Below are 19,192 nucleotides of genomic sequence, written 5' to 3' on the forward strand. Positions count from 1 at the left end.
AAGATGAATACTTTTAGATTTAAACTTGAACCATATCAAGGAGCTTCAACACGACATACATGCCCTGCTTGTAATAAGAAGAATGTATTTGTTAGATATATTGATACAGAAAAGCAGATTACCTTTCCCAAAAATGTTGGGAGGTGTAACCGTGAAGAAAAATGCGGCTATCATTATACGCCCAGTCAATACTTTCAGGATAACAATTACATTTTACCTAAAACACGTGGAACCTCCCTCCCTTCCAACAGTGCTCCAGAAACCATTCAGGCGATAAGTTTTATCGATAATGATCTATTATACCAAAGCCAAAGATCCTATAAGGATAATAATCTGTTTCAGTTTCTATGTTCACAAATTGGGGAAACTGCAGCTCTGGAACTATTTGCGAAGTACAAACTTGGAACTTCTAAAATATGGGATGGGGCAACAATATTTTGGCAAGTGGATTCCAACGGAAATATTCGCACCGGTAAAATTATGCAATACTCACCCAAAACAGGGAAACGGATAAAACATCCGTTCAATCACATCTCCTGGGTACATTTCCGAATTAAGCACGAAGATTTTAAACTCAAACAGTGTTTTTTCGGCGAACACCTACTTAAAGAAGATATTTCGAAACCAATTGGAATAGTAGAAAGTGAAAAAAGTGCTGTAATTGCTGCCCATTTTTTAAAAGATTACCGTTGGATTGCTTCCGGTGGAAAATATGGAAGTCTGAATACCAGTAATTTTAAAATCCTATCAGATCAGAAAGTGGTTTTATTTCCTGATCAGGGTGCTTTCAAAACATGGTACAGAAAAGCCAAACTAATGAAAAGATATGGCATCGACATTCGAATTTCTGACTTTTTGGAAGGCTTAAGTAAGACTGAAAAATTACCAGCTGGTTACGATATTGCAGACTATTTAATCGAAAAACTAACACCGGAGACAAGGTACATTACAGAGCAAATGATAAAGCAAAATCCAGCTTTAAAATTGCTGATTAAAAAGTTTGAACTAGTGCCGGACGATAGTCTGAAGGAGGAAATCACCTTGAATTTCTCTCAACGAAAACAACTGAAATTATAAGGCCTCAAACGCTAATACCCTGTCAGTTTTATGCGAAGCAAGTTTATGTTTTGGTATTACCAAAACCCTTGCTTCTGCATCCCGCTGGTCTAAGTAGAAGAAAATGAACAGTTATAAAAAAGGTGGTAGACCCACAAAAATTGTCTCCGAAAAGAAAACTTATATCGTCAGTTTGAAGATGTCAACTGAAGAATATTATACGCTAAAAGGTAAAGCTTCAGAAGCCAAAACATCCATGAGTGAGATTATCCGACAGTCTATTGCTTCATGCACGATTATTCAAAGGTTGACACCTGAGCTGAACGATCATATCAGAAAGCTTTGCGGAATGGCTAACAATCTAAATCAAATAGCTAAGAAGGCTAATGCGGGAGGATACAAAAACGCCAGAACAGAGTATCTGTATTTAGCTGGTGAGATTGACAAAATCATTGACAAAATTAAATGATCGCAAAAATTATCAAAGGAAAAGGTTTTAAAGGAGCGGTGGAATATGTACTTGACAAAAAGAAGGCAGCCGAAATTCTTTCCACAGATGGAGTTAGAACCAAAAACTCCAAAGCTATTATTCAGAGTTTTATCCAACAGACAAACCTGAATCCCAGAGTGACCAAAACGGTTGGTCATATTTCTCTTGATTTTTCTGCGCAGGACAAGGACAACCTTAGTAATCCTAAAATAGTGGAAATTGCTCACGATTACATGAAGAGAATGGACATTAAAGACACCCAATATATAATCGTTCGCCACTATGACAAGGAGCATCCACACGTTCACCTGGTCTTTAACAGAGTAAATAATCAAGGCAAAACCATTTCAGATAAAAATGATCGCTTTCGAAGCGAAAAGATCTGTAAGGACCTGACTTTTGATTTCGGACTCTATTTCGCGAAAGGAAAAGAGAATGTAAAAGAACACCGTCTGCGAGAGCCGGATAAAACCAAATATGAAATATACAATACACTAAAAGAGGTTGTACCTAATTGTAAGTCATGGAACGCTCTGATTCAAGCCTTGAAAGAACAAGGAATACAAACTTCTTTTAAATATAAAGGGCGTACAGGCGAGGTTCAGGGAATAATATTCACAAAAAACAACTTCAAATTCAATGGTTCTAAAGTTGACCGGCAATTTAGTTTCTCCAAAATAAACAGGCAAATACAGCAAAATATTTCGCGCGAATCCCGCATCAATACAAAATATAGCCGTGGACGTGAAATGAATCCATTAGTAGATCTATCATTATCGGCATATAAATACAGGCATATTGACAGAGAAAACCATAGTTCTTCTGTAAATCTGAGGAAAAAGCGAAAAAACGGGGATCGAGGATTAAGCAGGTAATTAAATAATTGAATATGAGTAACAATAGTTTAATAGCAGCCATGTTTGAGGAAATCAAAAAGAGGCTATCAACAATTGAAAAAGAGATGGGAAACAACAACACTGATCAAAAGCCTAAAGAAGATACTCCAAAACAAGAGGAACGGCAGAAGTTTGTTTCGGCCCATACATTTTTGAATCAAATCCAACGGATAATAGAAATCTCGTTTCAAAAAAAAATTGATACGACTAACTCAGAAATTCAGCTAACTAAATCTGACATTACAAATCGTATTAAACAGTTAGAAACAAGTATCGAAAGTTTAAAATGTTTCCCTAAAAAGAAAAAAAGGAACCTTGCGGTCAGCGAGCTGAAAATATGGAAGATTGGATCAACTACTGTATTTGTATTGCTCCTGTTGTGTATTGGCGCCCTAAAAATTCAAAATGTAAGACTAATGAATAATGACCTGAAGTACAGATATATTAACTCACTTCAGGGAATTGATTCAATAGGTTTGAGAAATATGGAAACGGTGTTTCATATTAAGCGAGACAAAGAATTTATAAATGACATTCGAAAAGCTGTGGAAACATACGAATTGAATGTTAAAAAAGGGCTTAAGGACAAAGGAAATGTAACCAATCCTGAACCTGCAAATTCTTTTGATGAAAGCTTGCCAAAATGAACTCCATTCAATTTAAAGGTGATTCCAAATCACAAACAAAAGTATTCAATTCAATCCAAACAAGCCTGCGGTTGCAAAAGACTTCGGCATAAATACCATGATGTGTATAATCTACATCGGTTTATATGTTATTTGATATTCGATATTATCAGTTATTACAATTTCATATAAATTATTGTCAACCTTAACAATTTCACCAACGGATGATTGTGGTTTTTTTGAAGACCTGAAACGACAAATTCCATTTGGCATATCTGCTTTTAATTTAATGGTATTTTTATCCATGTAAACTTTTACAAATCCGTGTTTAACCGGAACCGATGCATCAAACCAATCTAAACCAGATAAGTTTGGTTCAACAAGGTACGATGTATATCCAGGTTCTAATGGCCGTATTCCGGCTATATACTTACCAGTGATAAGAATAGGGCCTGCATTCCACAAGTGACAGAGGCTTTTACCGTACGGTCGTCCGCTCCATCTATAATGATTTGCGCCTGCAAGGCTGGAATCAAAATCTTCCCAAAAAGTGGTTGCGCCAAGTTCCAGCATTCCCTTGCAATACTCTATCATTTTATTGACAGCATATTCATGTTCGTTCATTTCGCAAAGGGCAGACCATTCAAAATATCTATGAAATGGTGCTTTCACTTCCGGTATCGAATCGTTTAAAAGCACATGCTCTTTCACCAGTAATTTTTCCCGGTCATCAAGCAAATCCATTAAAAGCGCATAGTAATTTGCATACCTCGTTACCAGAGTGGGATTATAAGGACTTTGTTCCATTTTGTCCTTTTCCTTAACCGTATCAACGACATGGTGCACAAAGCCTTTAAGGCTGTCATTCCAAAGTGTTTCTTTAATTTTTGGTTTTAACCGGAATGCTAATGAATCGTATACAACAGCTTCCTCTTTTTTACCGATGATATTTGCCATTTCAGCCATCGAACTAAGGCTTTTCCAAAACAGCACCTGCTCAAGGGAAATTATCCCATAACCAGGTCTGATTTTACTCCAATCGATGAATACCCAATCAACACTCCAATCTACTTCAAAAAAACCATCATCATTTGTTTTTTCTAAACAATAATCCATCATAGATTTCATATTATCGAAGTTTGCATAAATAAAGCTGGTATCTGCTGTATAAAGGAAATGGTTGTAATTGTTTATAAACCAGTAAAAAGTATATTCCGGTATGGTGTTTATGTGATGTATGACTGGATCGTGCCCCCTAAGAGCTATAAGTGAACGGCGTACAATATCTTCATCAAAATAGTGGTAATAATTTAATGGAAGGCCAATAAACACATCACCCGACCAGCACCATCTGTCACGTTTAATACCATCTGTCATTAATTCACGGGTGTTCAATTCAAGTGTTCTTGATGATGCATTAAATATTTGGTTTAGTATAGTATCAGAACACTCGAATGTGCCTTTCTTTTTTATCGGTAGATATTCGTATAAATGAGAAACATTACCTATACTTATTCCACTATCAGGTTGAATATTTACATATCGAAAAGCCATTGGTACAGGTAGCGTGTCATTGGTTGGAGAAGTAAAATCAATGCTTCTTGTTTCCCAGGTTTCTGCAATTTTACCTGCAAGGGCTTCTTCTTTTGATTCGCCGTAAACGATTAGGATATTCCCCTTTCCTTTAATGTCTTTCAATATAACGCGTCCAAAAGTTTCTTGTCCAAAATCGACAAAAACCGAGGTGTCACTACGTTGCAAATTAAGAGGTTCAATCTCTTTTTCTAATAAGCTGAATTCTCCCGGAGGTTTGTCAGGCTTGTTAAAAGTCCAGACTCCTGGTGTATTCTGTTTGAAGCGCCAACCAAAACTAGCATTCCACGAGGTATCGGTTATTACGGTTTTGCCTTTTATCAGGAGCGAGGGTAAACTTTTATAATTTACGACTTCAACTTGAAGAGTGTGTGTACCTGCAGGAATTAGGACTTTTTCGGGATCAAAATCATAAATTCGATCACCGTTGATCATTAGCGTGAAATCACCATCGGCGTATATTGAAATGGTTTCCGGCCTGTTTACCGTAACTTCTTTGGAGAATAAAACTTTACCATAAGGTGCATCAACACGCCACAAGGGAGGATAAATTTGGTTTCGTTCTTTCCTGAGTAAGGATGTTTTTTTATTGAGGAAAATTCCAAAATCTCCCGGATACCAAATCCACCTGGCGCTATCAGAATAATCAACATCCTTGAAAGGGGGGAATTCCCAGCGGTCTTCGTTTTTTAGATAATTACCTGATGCAATAGCCCCGGTTGTATCCAAAACAGCCCAATCGCTTAATACAAATCCATTATCCTCAGTATCTAAACAATAGTAACTCTTATTCGTTTGTCCAAGTATGAAAAACCAACCTTTGAAGTTATTGCCCGGATTCGGCATACAACTGGTTAACAGCATGTCTGTGCCATTGTAATTGATGTCTGTTATAATTTGGGTATTTGAAACCTGGAAAGGAAAATAGTGAAGGTTATCCTTAATCCATAGATTATTATCTTGATTTCCCACTGTAAAAACATTCTGATTACTCAAATCCATATTAATAGCCTGAGAATCTGCAACAACCTGTGAGCTTTGGATTTGGTTGCTCAATCTATCAATAAAAATATCAAAGAAACTTGATGTTGCAGAATCTATTTCAGCAGTAGGCTTGATTAATACACATTCTTTTGTTTCCTGAAAAATTTTGTAAAATGGCCCCTGAAATGTATTACTACCAACTTCTTGGGCTACAATATTGAATGATACGATAAATGAAATAAATATTGTAACGAAATATTTGTCGATTTTCATAACGTTGGTTTTAAAAATAAGTATCTGAAAATTGTAAACAATTTTACACGTCGTTGTTATTCTAATAGTTATAGTACAAGATTCGAACTAAAGAACTTTTAATATTTGTAAGAGACTTATTGCTTTAATTTATAAGCTTAAACAGAATTTGATTTTCTATTGAATTACGAAAACTTATTACATAAGGTTCAACACAAGTCTTTTTTGAAACGCCACTGGTGCCAAATTATAATTGGTGTCTTTTTATTGAAAACAAAGAATCAAAATTTTAAAACTTAAAATCCGTAAAACCTATATGCACTACACAAAAAAGTAATTTCTAATTCTTTTGTTTTTGTGAAGCAAGACAGACACGAATCGCCGATACGAGCCAGCTTGTGAAAACATATAAAAAACCTCCGTTACCGAAACAACGGAGGGAAACTGTTTTGTTTTCTAGAACCAATGGATTAAATCATAAATGGTCTGGTTCCCACTACAGTTTTTCTAATTTCATGTTTGAAATTATTGTTATTCATTGCATTCATATCCTTCGCCAATTATATTTGTGGGTTCGGTAGCACTAGGTCCAAAAATAACCTGATTGAAGTTGTTTTTAATCTCAGAGTTTCTGACATTATTTAATAGTATTGTGGGTGCAGTAACTTCACAAAGGTCATTGTCCTTGATTACCCAGTTATTACCAACAATACAAGCAATTCCTCCATACATTCCACTACCTTGGATAGAATTATTCTTCACTTCAACATTACTCACAAATTGAATACCCATACCCAGATCTCCGGTAAACTGGATGGAATTATTTTTAATAATTGAATGTCCATCAGGTCCATCAACAGATACGCCCCAGGCATTTCTTTTTAGAAGAACAACTGGCCTCCAAGCATCTTTAATCTCATTATCCAAGATTGTCCAACTATGGTTTAGGAAAGAAAAGACACCAAATTGACACGATTTTAAATGTGAGTTTTTCACAGTCACCAATGCATTCTCATGGTAGAAAGCACTGGGAGCTATGCACCCGCTGGCATTTTCAACCATTACATTTTTAGCCTCAAATGTTCCGCTTGAATAACCAAAGGCGGCAAGCCCGTAAAAAACGCTAAAGTTGTTATAATTGTACTTTTCATCTTTATCACCCATTATGGCAATATTTTTATAACAAACATTCAGATTAATAGGATTTTCCATATCGTTGTCTAGGTTTACATAGTGAACATTGATGGCTTGCAACGAATTAAATTCCATTTCCTTAGCTTCTCCTTTCCAACGAAGATAAGGAGTACAGGGTTCATCCACCTGAATAGCCAAATCTGAAACCGTAACTGTTCTAATTTCTGTATTGTATTGGTGAGGAAAACAAAACATAAATCCCCCGTCATTTGATTCCAATTTCCAATTTATTGGGGGACTGTCGGTTCTGTCGAATACCATCCCCGGTGCCGTTCTGATAATGGTTTTACCCATTCCTGCACCTTTTAGTATTCCGTTGAAATCCCAGCAAACAACACTTTTGTGTAGGTAAAAAGTTCCGGCAGCCAGTTGCACCGTCGTGCCCGGCTCTGCATTTTGCAGTGCCTCGCTAATGTTTTGCCAGTCGGTTTCAGCTTTGGTCAATACATCAGCCGAAGAGCAGGGCTGAACCATTAATTTAACAGCCTTTTTCAGAATTGGATCGTTTTGATCCGGGATCATCTCATCTTTTTCACAGCTTGCAATTAGACCAATACAAGCAGCAAAAAACAATAGTTTTATAATCGATTTCATTTTTCAAGATTTTAAAGGTTAAAAATTTCTCATTTCACTAATTACAAACCGTTTTACCAACGGTAATCATGCCTGTACCGTAGTCAAGGTATAGTGTCCCAATGTAATGCGATCCCTGGTCGCCAATTAAATTGTATGTCCAGTAGCCTACCCAGCGATCAGTTTTAATCCATTTATCAAATTCTTTAATTTTAAATACTTCACCCGATTCGCTCTCTACAGTTCCCTTTATCTGGATAATTTCTTTAGCCAGAATAGAACCATTTTTAAATGTTTTAAACACAGTATGTACTGTTATTTCACCACCTGAAAGAATATCTACTAACTGTCCGTCACAAACAACGGGCGACCAGAAAGAACTCATCTTCCAACTCTGATCGGCATTATTTGCCTTATCCTGAGCCGGAATCGAAACAGTTGCCATACCAATAAAAAGGCATACCAACAGAAAAACTTTTGCTTTCATTTTATTAAATTTTTTAGGTTAAACAATGCGGATTTAATATGACTTAATCCATATTCAAGTTCTAAAAACCCCAATGGCAGTACATAGAAAGCTGGTTGCAAATGCTTGTAAATTCTGGGGCAGAAATGTTGAAAGTTGTACTTTGGTTGAATTTTTCTGATTTGACTATGGCTCCAGTTGTGGCAAACCCATTTTTTCACGGATAGCCATAAAACGGGGATTGGACCGCAGTGGTTTATATTCAAGAAAAGTGGTAGACGTTGCTCCTAAATATCCAGTTTCATACGCTATTTCAAGCATATCCATAGCATTTTCATACTCTCCTAGCATAGCATAAAAAATCGCCTTCGTACATTTAGGTTCAAAATTCTGCAACGAAGTAACCCACCTTTTGATTTCGTCGATACCTCCTGCTTGATAAACACTGTCAACTTGTTCTTTGCTCCATAAACCAATTATATCGGTTGATCTTCTCATACATTCCAAAACTCCAAAATCGTTTTTTGAGGCAAGGTATATATCAAATTCAAGGCTAAGTGCACGGATAAACTCACTATCCAGGTCAAGACACACTTGTATATCTTTTAATGCTTCATCAAATTGTTCCATATCGTAATAGAAACGAGCACTTTGATACCTAATGATTATGGAAAACGGATCTAGCTGCATTGCCTTGTCAATATGCTCCCGGGCTTCATCATTTCGCCCTAGAATGCTTAAAAGTTCTGCATAATACTGATGAGCAGTTGAATAATTGGGTTTAACCTCCAATGCTTTTTGAAATTCTTTTTCCGCTTCTTTCCATTTTCGTTTGTATGTCTTGTTTATATCTGCGACTACTGTATGTGCCTCAGCCAAGTCCGGGTCAATCTCCAAAGCTTTTTCTGCCATTTCATTCGACTTATTAAACCTGGCTTTTCGATCATCAGGACTATATAATGTTAACAGGTAATAATTATCTGCCAATCCTGCGTATGCCTGGGCATATTCAGTATCAATTTCAAGTGCTTTCTCGTAATATTCAATTCCTTTTAGAAGCTCTTCTACTCTTCGTTTTGAGGAATGGAAACGCCCCAATCTGTAAAGTTCAAACGCCTGTACACTTTTTGTTTCTTCCTTTTTCAAACTAGCTAATTCGGTATTTGTTAAAGCAAGTGATAATTCAGAAGCAATTTTACTGGCAATTTCACTTTGAATGCTGAAAAAATCGGACAAATTCCGGTCGTATTGTTTCGATAAAACGTGGTTGTCGGTTTTGGCATCAATTAGCTGAATTGAAATCCTGATATTGTCTTTCACCCGCTGAACCGAACCTTCCACCACATGACTGGCCCCAAGTAGTTTCCCAATCTCAGGAACTGTTTTTTCTCCTTTATCACGAAACATTTCAGACGATGTTCTCGAAATCACTTTTATTTCTTTAATGGTTGACAAGCGGTTCAGCAAATCTTCCATCACACCATCGGCAAAATACTGTGTGTTTTCAATTTCACTTAAACTGTCAAAAGGAAGAATGGCAATTGAAATTTCGGAACGATCGGTTTCTCCTTTAAAAAAATGAAGTCCTGCCCAAGTAAAAAAAGTTGCCAATAAAACAAAAACGAAAATTAATACCGACCATTTTATTTTTCTTCTGACTTTAGTTTTATCTCCAAACTGCTGACTAATCACCACTTTCTTCCCCTTTCGCACCTCGCCAGGAGAAATTTGATAGTGTTTTTTAAAAACCTTGTTGAAATAACTAGGGCTGTTAAATCCAGTTTTATAGGCAATCTCTGCTGATGTAAGGTTGCTTTTTTCAAGTAGATCTTTTGCTTTATCTAACCGTTTTTCTGTAATTATTTCAGTGGCTGATTTCCCTATTAACCGTTTGAGTTTGCGGTGCAACATCGAACGGCTTATATTCATAGCTTCAGACAACTTCTCAACAGTATATAACTCATCACCAAGGTTTTCATCAATGTTCTGATAAACTTGACTTAAGAATTCATTATCTTTTGATGATAAATTACCCATTATCTAGATTCTTACTTTTGTTCACTATACAATTGTAATAATCAAATTTACAAAATATTGAGATATTTTTCTGATTCAATATTTGAAAATAAAATTGAAAAACTGGATAGTTTGACATGAATTGTCAGAATGTTATATTTTGGACATTAACGACTTGCGTAGTTTGGGGTGAAATGAAACTTATTATCATAATGAACTTTTGACCAATACAATATGGGCCTTCATAAAATTGTGCATCATTCAATTTAAAGGTGATTCCAAATCACAAACGAAAGTATTCAATTTAATCCAAACAAGCCTGCGGTTGCAAAAGACTTCGGCATAAACGCCGCGCATGAATAGTCAAGAATTTTTGAAAACGATTATACTTTTGCATGAATACACCTTTCTCATACTTCGAAAGGAAAATTCATTGCAAAACAGCGGTAAAAACACTTGACTATTAACGCGCCTCCCCCGCTTCGATTATCATCGTCCGTTTATTCCGATTCCTTTTGCAATTCGGATTAAATTGATTTTTGAGTGTTTACGATTTGGAATATGAGCCTTATTCCGGTGGATAATCATTCGGAATAATGTTCATAAAACGTTTCTTCTAATTGCCTTTATTTACTAATTGTTTTTGTATTTTAGTTATTTTGTGACAAGTCGTTAGCACTATTATTATATTGGTGGGCAAGACAGCTTTTATGCAAGCAGAATAAAATACCACTGAAAAAGAAGAATAAAAGATTGCCAGTAATGGTAACCTTTTCATAATTATTTCAGATAATTATTCCTCTAGCTTTTTACCCTTAATTTCTTGGCCAAACTAACTGCATAATCAACATTGCAGTAAATTGTTTAGTAACGGATCCCAATCTGTGTTTTGTATTTGGAGCATTAGGAATATTCCATTCTATATTGGCTAATCCATACCCCTTCTTAAAAATAATATTCCCATGTTCTGCAACAAGAACGGAACCATTAAACTTATCGTACTCTGAATATAACTTAATTAATTCATCTAGTTTTTCCTTCTTGCTTTGACCGGAAGAAACAGTGGTAATTAAAAAGAAAAGGAAAAGTAACACACTTCCTAATTTCATTGGATTACAATAAGATTTAGCTTTCATACCTCTTTATTTCGTTTATATTCTTAAGTTACGGAACAACCCCCTGGATCACAACCCAAAACTACTCATACTCAATTAATTATATTTTTATTGAGAAGGTTTTTCCTATATTTGTTATTATAAAAAATACTATTAAAAAATGGAATGTAAGGTTGCCTGAGATGGTGGTTAATTTTATTTAATACGGTAACCAGTTACTCTAAATTCAGAATTTCCATATCCTGAAATTTTATCACCTTCAACTTTCAAATCCCACTCCTCGTTATACATTACTTGTTCAGAATATCTTTCAATGTATATTTCACTACCAGTAATTTCAACTTTATCAGCTAGCATTTTTTTCCCATTTTCAACAAACTCCGCTTCAACTTCTCCATCATCGTTTTTCCATATTTTGAGAGTTGCTTTTGTGTCACCTCTCGGAGAATCAAGTACAGTTATTTGGTATTTGCCAAAAACATTTTCATCTTCTTTCATCTTCTTTTTCTGTGCTGAGACAATCTGCATACACATGATAGCAATAAGTAAAGGCACTAATCTTTTCATTAAGGTTGAGTTTGATGTTTATTATATAGGATACAGAATCATAATTCAAATAGCTAATTAACTTGTTTTACAAGAGAATATAATTCGTTTATCGTGTTCTTTAAGTTAAAGAAGAAAGGACTTTATTTGAGAAATTCACCATCTTTATAGAATAGTTCCCCATCTACGATAATTTCACTGGATTTCATGTTACAGACCATATCAGTATGGACTGATGACACATTTTTTCCACCAGAATCAGGGAATCCATTACCCACCGCCAAATGTATTGTTCCTCCAATTTTTTCATCATAAAGCATATTTTTAGTAAATCGTTTAATACTATAATTTGTTCCAATTCCTAATTCACCTAGAACATTAGCACCTTTATCTGTTTTTAACATCTCAGAAAATAATTCTTCACCTTTTGAAGCCTTGCACTTTACAACTTTGCCATTCTTAAACCACAATTCTAAATCTCTAATTTCCTTCCCCATCACTATAGCTGGATAACTGAATTTTACCCACCCATTAGCAGAGTTTTCAATAGGAGAGCAATATATTTCTCCGTCAGGAAAATTTAGTTTTCCATCAGCTACAAGAAATGCCCTGTCTTTTATTGAAAGCGAAAGGTCTATTTCGGGTCCTTTTAACTCTATTTTATCCTTCCCCTTTAACCAGGCAGATAATTCACGTTGTCGTTTTGAATCTTCTTCCCATGATTGGGCAGGGTCTGGAGTGTTGAGTTTACATGAATTAAAAACAAACTCTTTGTATTCAACTGTGCCCATTTCTGCCTCCTGAGCAAGAGCATCAGTTGGGTAAGTAGCATAACACCATCGAAGCTCGTTATTACCGTCTCTTTCCATAAACCGTTCTGTCACTTTCTTATTGGCATTAGCAGTAATTTGAAAAAGTTCAGGATTTACATTATTTAGACTTTTGGTATTTGAGGTAGCTCCAATATTCAATAAAACATCGAAGTTATTTATAATGTAAAGGAAATAATCTTCTTCATAAGCTAATTGGTCTTTATTGGCGTAGGTGTAAAATATCTCATTCGAGCTGGGAATCTCACAAATAATTACTGGATAAGCACCTGCGAGTAAAGCTTCTCTATATAATGCGATATTCAGTTCATTAGCCTCTGACTGTGTAAAAATCGCAATTCTTTCATGAGGCTGTAATTCCAATGAATAATTGATTAGAACATCTGCCATCTTATCAGTTGGCGTAACATAAGATAATTCTTCCTGTGAAAAACAAAACACGCTGGACATGCATAGTACAATGAGAAAACAGTATTTATACATAGCAGTTAATTTTTGGTTTATAATTAACTGGTAATCACAAATGAAATTGGGAAAAGAATAGAGAAGTTACGAAATAACATCTAGAGAATCAATTTAAATTGTAATATATACATCAGACAATCAAATCTTTATGCTATATTTTTCATTATTTGAGCCGGATTTTCCCCTGAGAAGTTTATGAAATTAAAATCCTCTGAAAAAATGAAAAAAGGAGACTCAATAGTCTCCTTCCTAAATGTTAACCCCCAAACACACAATATGGGATGAATTCCCAAATGCGTATTAAATATATCGAATTATTTTCTTGATTCAAAATAGGTCGGTATCAACCAAGAATCACACCTTCTATTACAACCTAGTTGAAATGCTTTTATAGGTGGTTCAGATTGGAAACTATTTTAACCTTTTTGCGCCATGCTTTAGCTTGGCGATTAATTATGGCAGAATAAATCGGCTTTAGCTTTTAAAATAAAATTAAAGGCTAAAGCCATTTTATGTATGCCCACTTAGTTACCGCCTAAAGGACGATACAAAAAATGTAAAACTTCGCACAAATTTTTGTCTATATTAAAAACGATGCGAACCTTATTCCTATATTTATGGGTTACTGTTTTTTATGAAACAGTGCCTATTTTTGCAGTTCTTTTATAGCTTCCTCTATTTGTTGGTCGCGCCCTGCAGCCATTTTATCAGGCTCGTTTGCAACCTTAATATCTGGTTCCAATTGATTGTTTTCTAAAAACGGCTCGTTAAGCGGTTTCCATCCCCCCATTGGTATACCAAAAACAATTGTTGGATCAATCTGGCCTTCCCACCAAACAAATGTACCCGTACCTGGTACCGGCATTCCTAAATTTTTACCTACATCTTTTATTTTATAGGCAACCGGGAATAAGTGAGCATCGGAATAGTTACTTTCTCCCATGACTACAATAGATGGTTTTGTCCAGCGGTTGCGAGGTTGCGAGCCAATATGCTGGCCATGAGGAATGATATCCATATATTTTTTTCCATTTAAAAAATCAGACAATACATCGTGCAGGTTTCCTCCGCCATTAAAACGAGTATCTACCACAAGAGCTTCTGCTCCAATATGTTTTCCTAATGCATCTTCATAAACCGTTCTCATGCTGGCATCATTCATCGAACGCACATGGACATATCCCAGGCGGCCATCTGAAAGTTTTTCAACTTCTTTTCTTCTTGATTTTACCCAACGTTGGTATAACAATTCATTTTCTTCGCTCAACGAAATTGGTTTAAGCACTTCCTGCCAGCGTTCACCGGTTTCAGGATTATACAAGTCTAAGAGAGTATTCTTTTTTGCTTTTCGGTTAAGAAATTGGTAGAAATCTAAATTAGTCGACAAAACATTTCCATCAATCTTTTCAATAATATTACCTTTTGCTATTTTTGAAGCCGCTTTGTCGGCAGGTCCGCCGTTAAGTACTTCCGCAACTTTTAAGCCATCAGCATAATGCGAATAATCATAAAGAATTCCCAGCGAAGTGGTTTGATCTCCATTCTGTACATCGTGTCGATATCTTCCACCTGTATGCGAGGCATTTAGCTCTCCTAACATTTCGCTTAAAAATTCGGCATAATCGTAGTTGTTATTGATAAATGGCAGAAATTTTTTGTATTCAGAATAGTAAAAATCCCAATCAACTCCCTGCAGATCGGGAACATAAAACTTTTCACGCACCTGTCGCCAGCAATGTTCAAAAATATATGCTCTTTCCCTATCGGTTTGGAGAACCATTTCTCCTGAAGTTTTAATCGATTTACTTTTTCCATCTTTCACATCAACTTTCATTGGCTTACCATCTGCCAGAATAAAAATGAAATTGCCATCGTCTGACAATTCCATGGATGTTCTACCAGCGTTTATTTTTGAAAAGAGTTTGGTTTCTTTTGTTTTTAAATCGGTGGTCCACAGATTGTTTTTACCCTCAAAACGTGTCATATAAAATAATTTATCGCCCTCTTTAGAAAGTAGCCAATCACTTAGATTCGAGGTATGAACTGTTAACGTTGTTTTCCTGTCTAATAGACTTTCCCAATCAAATTTAAGATCCTCAACTTTTTCTTCACTGTCTTTATTTGCATCTTTCCCTTTATTAGCTTTTATAGAATCGTCTTTGTTTTCCTTGTCTTCTTTCTCCTTCTCTTCGAGTTCTTTTGCTAACTCAGCTTCCTCCTTGCTCAAATTAAATTTATCGAATGCTGCTTTTGTAAAAAAGAGACCGTAAATATTACCGGAACCGGTTCCTCCCTGTTCTGTTTTGTTTCCTTCTCGTGTAGAACCAAATAGCATCATTTTGCCATCCATAACCCATTTGGGGCCTACTTCCTGATAGCCACTTCGTGTTAAATTTTTTAATTCCCCTTTTCCAGAGGCATTTATCAATCCGATTTCTCGCTGAAATATGTTTTCTTTCGGGCCAAAGCTCACCAGTAACCATTTGCTGTCAGGCGACCAGGTAAAATATTGGTCACCATCGGAATAGGAGTAATTATAACTTGAAGGAAGAACCACCCTTGATTTTTTCGATTCAATATTGATGATTTTTAAGGTTGTTCTGTTTTCAAGGTAAGCCACTTCTTTCCCATCTGGTGAATATTCAGGTTGAAATTCTTCTTCTATTGTTGCAGTAACAACATCATCTTTCAGGATGGTTGACATATAGAAGTAAGGTTCTTCTTCCCGAATAAGAGATTTGGTATAAATATTCCAACTGCTATCTGATTCAGCAGCATAAATTAGGGATTTACCATCGGGACTAAAGCTCACGCTTCTTTCCTGCCGGGCTGTGTTGGTAATTCTTTTGGTAGTGCCATTTTCAATACTGCTCACAAAAATTTCACCACGAAAAACATAGGCAAATTCTTTTCCGTTGGGCGATAACCTGGCTTCAGTAAAGTTGTTAACAGGTATTCTTTTTTCAATATTTCCTCTTCCATCATAAGCGATAGTTACATTGACCTTTTTTGCCTCTTCCCCTTCTTTTAAAGTATAAACCTCTCCATGATAACTAAAGCAAAGTGTATTGTTTTTAGAACTTGTTAGGAAACGAACTGGGTGACTCTTAAATGTGGTAATAGCCTCATTAATATCCGGTTGGCTTAATGAACTTTTATGGATATTGAATGAGCCACTTTCTTCGCTTAGGTAATAGAATTTATCGTTGTCGTAAAAAACAGGGTTTCTGTCTTCTCCATTAAAATGCGACAACTGCTTATATGATTTGTTTACTATATCATAAACCCAAATGTCACGCGTAACCGACGAAGTATGATGTTTTCGCCAGTCATTTTCATATCCTTTCTGGTCGTGAAAAATAATTTTATTGCCATCTGGACTAAAGGTTGCATCATGGGCAGGTGTGGTTACTATTTGTTTAATCCTTCCTCCAGTCACTGGAACACTATATAACTCAGGCATTACTCCGGTTGGAAACTGTACGTTAGTATGTAGGTCCTGTCTTAAGGCTGTAAATACAATTTCGGAATTGTTGATGCTAAAGCTACTCGGTTTTTCATTGGTCGAATGAAAGGTCAATCGTTTAGCTTCTCCTCCCTTAGCAGGCATTTTAAAAATGTCGAAGTTTCCATAACGATCAGAAGCAAAGGCAATGGTTTCCCCGTCTTTACTCCATACCGCAGAATATTCGTAACTTTCACTTAAAGTAAGTGGAATTGCCATACCTCCTGATGACGAAACTTTATAAATATCGCCTTTGTAATTAAATAAAATAGTTGAACCATCAGGCGAAATAGCTGGATAACGTAGCCATAGCGGCTCATTCTGGGATAGGCTGTTAAAACTAAAAATTATAATACATACGATTGTTGGGAAGAATTTTAATTTCATAGGTATAAGTTTTCTGAGATAATTAGTATTCATTACTCATAATCAATTTAATAGGTTACAATATTTATTAAAAAACTCTTCCGTGCCGGGTTGAGAGCTCCCAGATCACTTAAACATGCGACCAAAATCGAACGCCTACTGCGTTCATCGTTGGTCTTTATTGAACGAATGCTCTACTCCTAGCCGAGTATTGCACCTACTATTGCAAACTAATCAACATGCTTTTATAGTTAGTTCGACTTGGGAACTTTTTGAACCCAAATTATAACGTTCAGAATAAGAATCCTTTGGTTCGTGTATCTGTATTGCTATGAATTCATGTACTGCGTTAGATTCAATTTACTGTAATAAATCAATCAAAATCTTGTTAAACAATTTTGGTTCCTCCATCGGTGGGCCATGAGTAGAGTTTTCCATCCAAATAATTTCTTTTTTGGGCGCACTCAAATTTTCAATCCATTCATTATCCAGCAAAGTCGGACAAGTCCAGTCATTTCTTCCATGGATTAGATAAACAGGTATGTCAAGTTCAGTTAAATTATCAAAATTTATATCTGTTAAATCATTAATTAGAAACTCAATGGAAAAAAAAGCTCCTTTCATCATGTCTTCTAATTTGTAATCATCATAATATGACCTTGCCTTTACAACTTGGATTTCGACATCTTGGTTGTGCACATTGTATCTTGCAACTAATTCAGATTCTTTCATTAATGCTTGGAGATCATTCGTGATTGATTTCTCATCCAGACTATCAAGCACAGCAATAGTAGTTGAGTCTCCTTTTTTTAAAGCAAGTTCTCTGAGCCAATCTCTCGTTAATTCTCTTCCCCTTTTGCTGTTTATAACTTGTGAAATTCCAATATAGGAATGGAACTTTTGAGGTTGAGCCTGAGCCATTTTTAGGCCAATGATGCTACCCCATGAATTTCCAGCCAAATAAATTTTTTCCTTTGAAAACTTCTTCTTCAATATTTCAACCAATTCAAGACCATCCTCTACGATTTGTGCCGTACTCATATCACCCGGATTCGGGTTTTTTAGATATGATTTCCCAGCTCCTCTTTGCTCCCAAATAACTAATGTGAGATTCTTGGAAATTTCTTTATTAAAGTATCTCAAAATGGGTATATCTGGAAACCCTGGCCCCCCATGAATCCATAATAAAACAGGATTCGAATCTGAGGTTTTCATAATTTCAATATATTGTTCAACACCTCCAAGATTTTGATAATATTGTTCCACTTTAATCTTATCGTTGACATCCTGCGCTAACGTTAAATTCATGCTAACAACGCCAATTATAATAAGAACAGATATTCTCAGAAAAATGCTTTTCTTTTTCATAATGTTGATCTTAACGATAGTTTTTTATTATTGCCAGACAAGCACATGTAAGATACTGAATATTAGAGAAATTATCAAATTATAAAGCATTGGATTATTTAAAGCAAACAACCTGAAAATCTGGTGGAGATTAAGGACGAACATGGATATAGTTATCTGAAATTTGCACAGATTTTAAAATGGCTTAAGGTTACCCCAAATTGGTTTTATGAATAAACCCCAAATGGTTCAGCTATTATCTTTATTGAACGAATGCTCTACTCTTACCCAAGTATCGCACCTACTATTGCAACTTAGTTGAAATGCTTTTATAGTTGGTTCAGATTGAGGAACTATTTGAACCTTTATAATAAGTGTAATTGGTTTATATTACTTGTAGGATAGAATTTTTATCGCAATACTCAAATCAATTATTCTGCTTTATTAGATTTACGTCTTCCAATTTTTGCACCAACGATTGCTCCTACTACTGACACCACAAAATTACTCACCCAAAACATCAATTCTGATAATGTTTCAAATTCTCTAAAAACAAACACTAATATAGAAATGATAGCCAATAAATTGCAAATGACCGGAGTATACCAAACACTTTCGGGGTGTGCCCTGCAGATAAAAAAACAGGCAATGGCAATTAAAATAATATACGAAGTATATGCTACTATTTCAAAAAAGTCATGGAACCCACTGACTATAAAAAGAAGTATAATTGATAAAAAGAACGTTAATAAAGACCACGCCCATGCTGGATACACCTCTAAGTATGACTCTTCGCCTTTTTTTCCCATGATTTTGAGTTTTAATTATTACTTCTATCTGGCATAACTATACCGCGTGTCAGCTTCTGGCAT

14 protein-coding genes are annotated in these 19,192 nt (G+C 35.6%); 4 read left to right on the plus strand and 10 right to left on the minus strand.

Annotated elements, in window-relative coordinates; translation table 11 throughout:
* Positions 1-3: 3 nt before the first annotated feature.
* The 4 genes from QZ576_RS02100 (at position 4) to QZ576_RS02115 (ending at position 3,089) form a co-directional block, all read left to right on the plus strand.
* On the plus strand, positions 4-1,077 hold the full coding sequence (locus tag QZ576_RS02100; protein WP_297093735.1) for a DUF6371 domain-containing protein: 1,074 nt from the start codon (positions 4-6) through the stop codon (positions 1,075-1,077).
* A 103-nt stretch (positions 1,078-1,180) separates the two neighbouring features.
* Positions 1,181-1,525, plus strand: a complete 345-nt coding sequence (locus tag QZ576_RS02105) for a MobC family plasmid mobilization relaxosome protein (protein ID WP_297093736.1) — start codon at positions 1,181-1,183, stop codon at positions 1,523-1,525.
* On the plus strand, positions 1,522-2,421 hold the full coding sequence (locus tag QZ576_RS02110; protein ID WP_297093737.1) for a relaxase/mobilization nuclease domain-containing protein: 900 nt from the start codon (positions 1,522-1,524) through the stop codon (positions 2,419-2,421). Before QZ576_RS02105 ends, QZ576_RS02110 begins: the two co-directional genes overlap by 4 nt.
* 14 nt (positions 2,422-2,435) lie before the next feature.
* Positions 2,436-3,089, plus strand: a complete 654-nt coding sequence (locus QZ576_RS02115; RefSeq protein ID WP_297093738.1) for a hypothetical protein — start codon at positions 2,436-2,438, stop codon at positions 3,087-3,089.
* A gap of 111 nt (positions 3,090-3,200) precedes the next feature.
* Here QZ576_RS02115 and QZ576_RS02120 read toward each other — a convergent pair whose 3' ends face one another.
* From QZ576_RS02120 to QZ576_RS02165, 10 genes are all read right to left on the minus strand, one after another.
* Positions 3,201-5,918: a hypothetical protein gene (locus QZ576_RS02120; protein WP_297093739.1), complete on the minus strand. Its 2,718-nt coding sequence runs from the start codon at positions 5,916-5,918 to the stop codon at positions 3,201-3,203.
* Between the two features lie 510 nt (positions 5,919-6,428).
* Positions 6,429-7,685 (minus strand): right-handed parallel beta-helix repeat-containing protein, encoded by a 1,257-nt coding sequence (locus QZ576_RS02125; protein ID WP_297093740.1) that lies wholly within the window; start codon positions 7,683-7,685, stop codon positions 6,429-6,431.
* Positions 7,686-7,722: 37 nt separating this feature from the next.
* Complete coding sequence (locus QZ576_RS02130; RefSeq protein WP_297093741.1) at positions 7,723-8,151, minus strand: hypothetical protein; 429 nt, start codon at positions 8,149-8,151, stop codon at positions 7,723-7,725.
* A gap of 165 nt (positions 8,152-8,316) precedes the next feature.
* Positions 8,317-10,167, minus strand: coding sequence for a helix-turn-helix domain-containing protein (locus QZ576_RS02135; RefSeq protein WP_297093742.1), 1,851 nt, complete (start codon positions 10,165-10,167; stop codon positions 8,317-8,319).
* A 794-nt stretch (positions 10,168-10,961) separates the two neighbouring features.
* Positions 10,962-11,282, minus strand: a complete 321-nt coding sequence (locus tag QZ576_RS02140; protein WP_297093743.1) for a serine hydrolase — start codon at positions 11,280-11,282, stop codon at positions 10,962-10,964.
* Between the two features lie 174 nt (positions 11,283-11,456).
* Positions 11,457-11,828 (minus strand): hypothetical protein, encoded by a 372-nt coding sequence (locus QZ576_RS02145; protein WP_297093744.1) that lies wholly within the window; start codon positions 11,826-11,828, stop codon positions 11,457-11,459.
* 122 nt (positions 11,829-11,950) lie between these two features.
* The gene (locus QZ576_RS02150) at positions 11,951-13,120 is read right to left on the minus strand and encodes an aminopeptidase (protein ID WP_297093745.1); all 1,170 of its coding nucleotides are present in this window, start codon (positions 13,118-13,120) and stop codon (positions 11,951-11,953) included.
* Positions 13,121-13,748: 628 nt separating this feature from the next.
* Positions 13,749-16,994, minus strand: a complete 3,246-nt coding sequence (locus QZ576_RS02155) for a S41 family peptidase (protein WP_297093746.1) — start codon at positions 16,992-16,994, stop codon at positions 13,749-13,751.
* A gap of 339 nt (positions 16,995-17,333) precedes the next feature.
* Positions 17,334-18,341 carry an alpha/beta hydrolase gene (locus QZ576_RS02160; protein ID WP_297093747.1) on the minus strand — a complete coding sequence of 336 codons (1,008 nt, stop codon included), beginning with the start codon at positions 18,339-18,341 and terminating at the stop codon, positions 17,334-17,336.
* Between the two features lie 410 nt (positions 18,342-18,751).
* Positions 18,752-19,129: a hypothetical protein gene (locus QZ576_RS02165; RefSeq protein ID WP_297093748.1), complete on the minus strand. Its 378-nt coding sequence runs from the start codon at positions 19,127-19,129 to the stop codon at positions 18,752-18,754.
* Between the last annotated feature and the right edge of the window lie 63 nt (positions 19,130-19,192).

Origin of the sequence: uncultured Draconibacterium sp. (assembly GCF_913060805.1) — a bacterium.
GTDB lineage: Bacteria > Bacteroidota > Bacteroidia > Bacteroidales > Prolixibacteraceae > Draconibacterium.

Excerpts from the sequence above, each read along its gene's own strand:
- QZ576_RS02100 (WP_297093735.1), top strand. The coding sequence starts at position 4 with ATGAATACTTTTAGATTTAAACTTGAACCATATCAAGGAGCTTCAACA.
- QZ576_RS02150 (WP_297093745.1), bottom strand. The coding sequence starts at position 13,120 with ATGTATAAATACTGTTTTCTCATTGTACTATGCATGTCCAGCGTGTTT.
- QZ576_RS02165 (WP_297093748.1), bottom strand. The coding sequence starts at position 19,129 with ATGGGAAAAAAAGGCGAAGAGTCATACTTAGAGGTGTATCCAGCATGG.
- QZ576_RS02130 (WP_297093741.1), bottom strand. The coding sequence starts at position 8,151 with ATGAAAGCAAAAGTTTTTCTGTTGGTATGCCTTTTTATTGGTATGGCA.
- QZ576_RS02115 (WP_297093738.1), top strand. The coding sequence starts at position 2,436 with ATGAGTAACAATAGTTTAATAGCAGCCATGTTTGAGGAAATCAAAAAG.
- QZ576_RS02105 (WP_297093736.1), top strand. The coding sequence starts at position 1,181 with ATGAACAGTTATAAAAAAGGTGGTAGACCCACAAAAATTGTCTCCGAA.
- QZ576_RS02135 (WP_297093742.1), bottom strand. The coding sequence starts at position 10,167 with ATGGGTAATTTATCATCAAAAGATAATGAATTCTTAAGTCAAGTTTAT.
- QZ576_RS02110 (WP_297093737.1), top strand. The coding sequence starts at position 1,522 with ATGATCGCAAAAATTATCAAAGGAAAAGGTTTTAAAGGAGCGGTGGAA.
- QZ576_RS02155 (WP_297093746.1), bottom strand. The coding sequence starts at position 16,994 with ATGAAATTAAAATTCTTCCCAACAATCGTATGTATTATAATTTTTAGT.
- QZ576_RS02145 (WP_297093744.1), bottom strand. The coding sequence starts at position 11,828 with ATGAAAAGATTAGTGCCTTTACTTATTGCTATCATGTGTATGCAGATT.
- QZ576_RS02160 (WP_297093747.1), bottom strand. The coding sequence starts at position 18,341 with ATGAAAAAGAAAAGCATTTTTCTGAGAATATCTGTTCTTATTATAATT.
- QZ576_RS02120 (WP_297093739.1), bottom strand. The coding sequence starts at position 5,918 with ATGAAAATCGACAAATATTTCGTTACAATATTTATTTCATTTATCGTA.
- QZ576_RS02125 (WP_297093740.1), bottom strand. The coding sequence starts at position 7,685 with ATGAAATCGATTATAAAACTATTGTTTTTTGCTGCTTGTATTGGTCTA.
- QZ576_RS02140 (WP_297093743.1), bottom strand. The coding sequence starts at position 11,282 with ATGAAAGCTAAATCTTATTGTAATCCAATGAAATTAGGAAGTGTGTTA.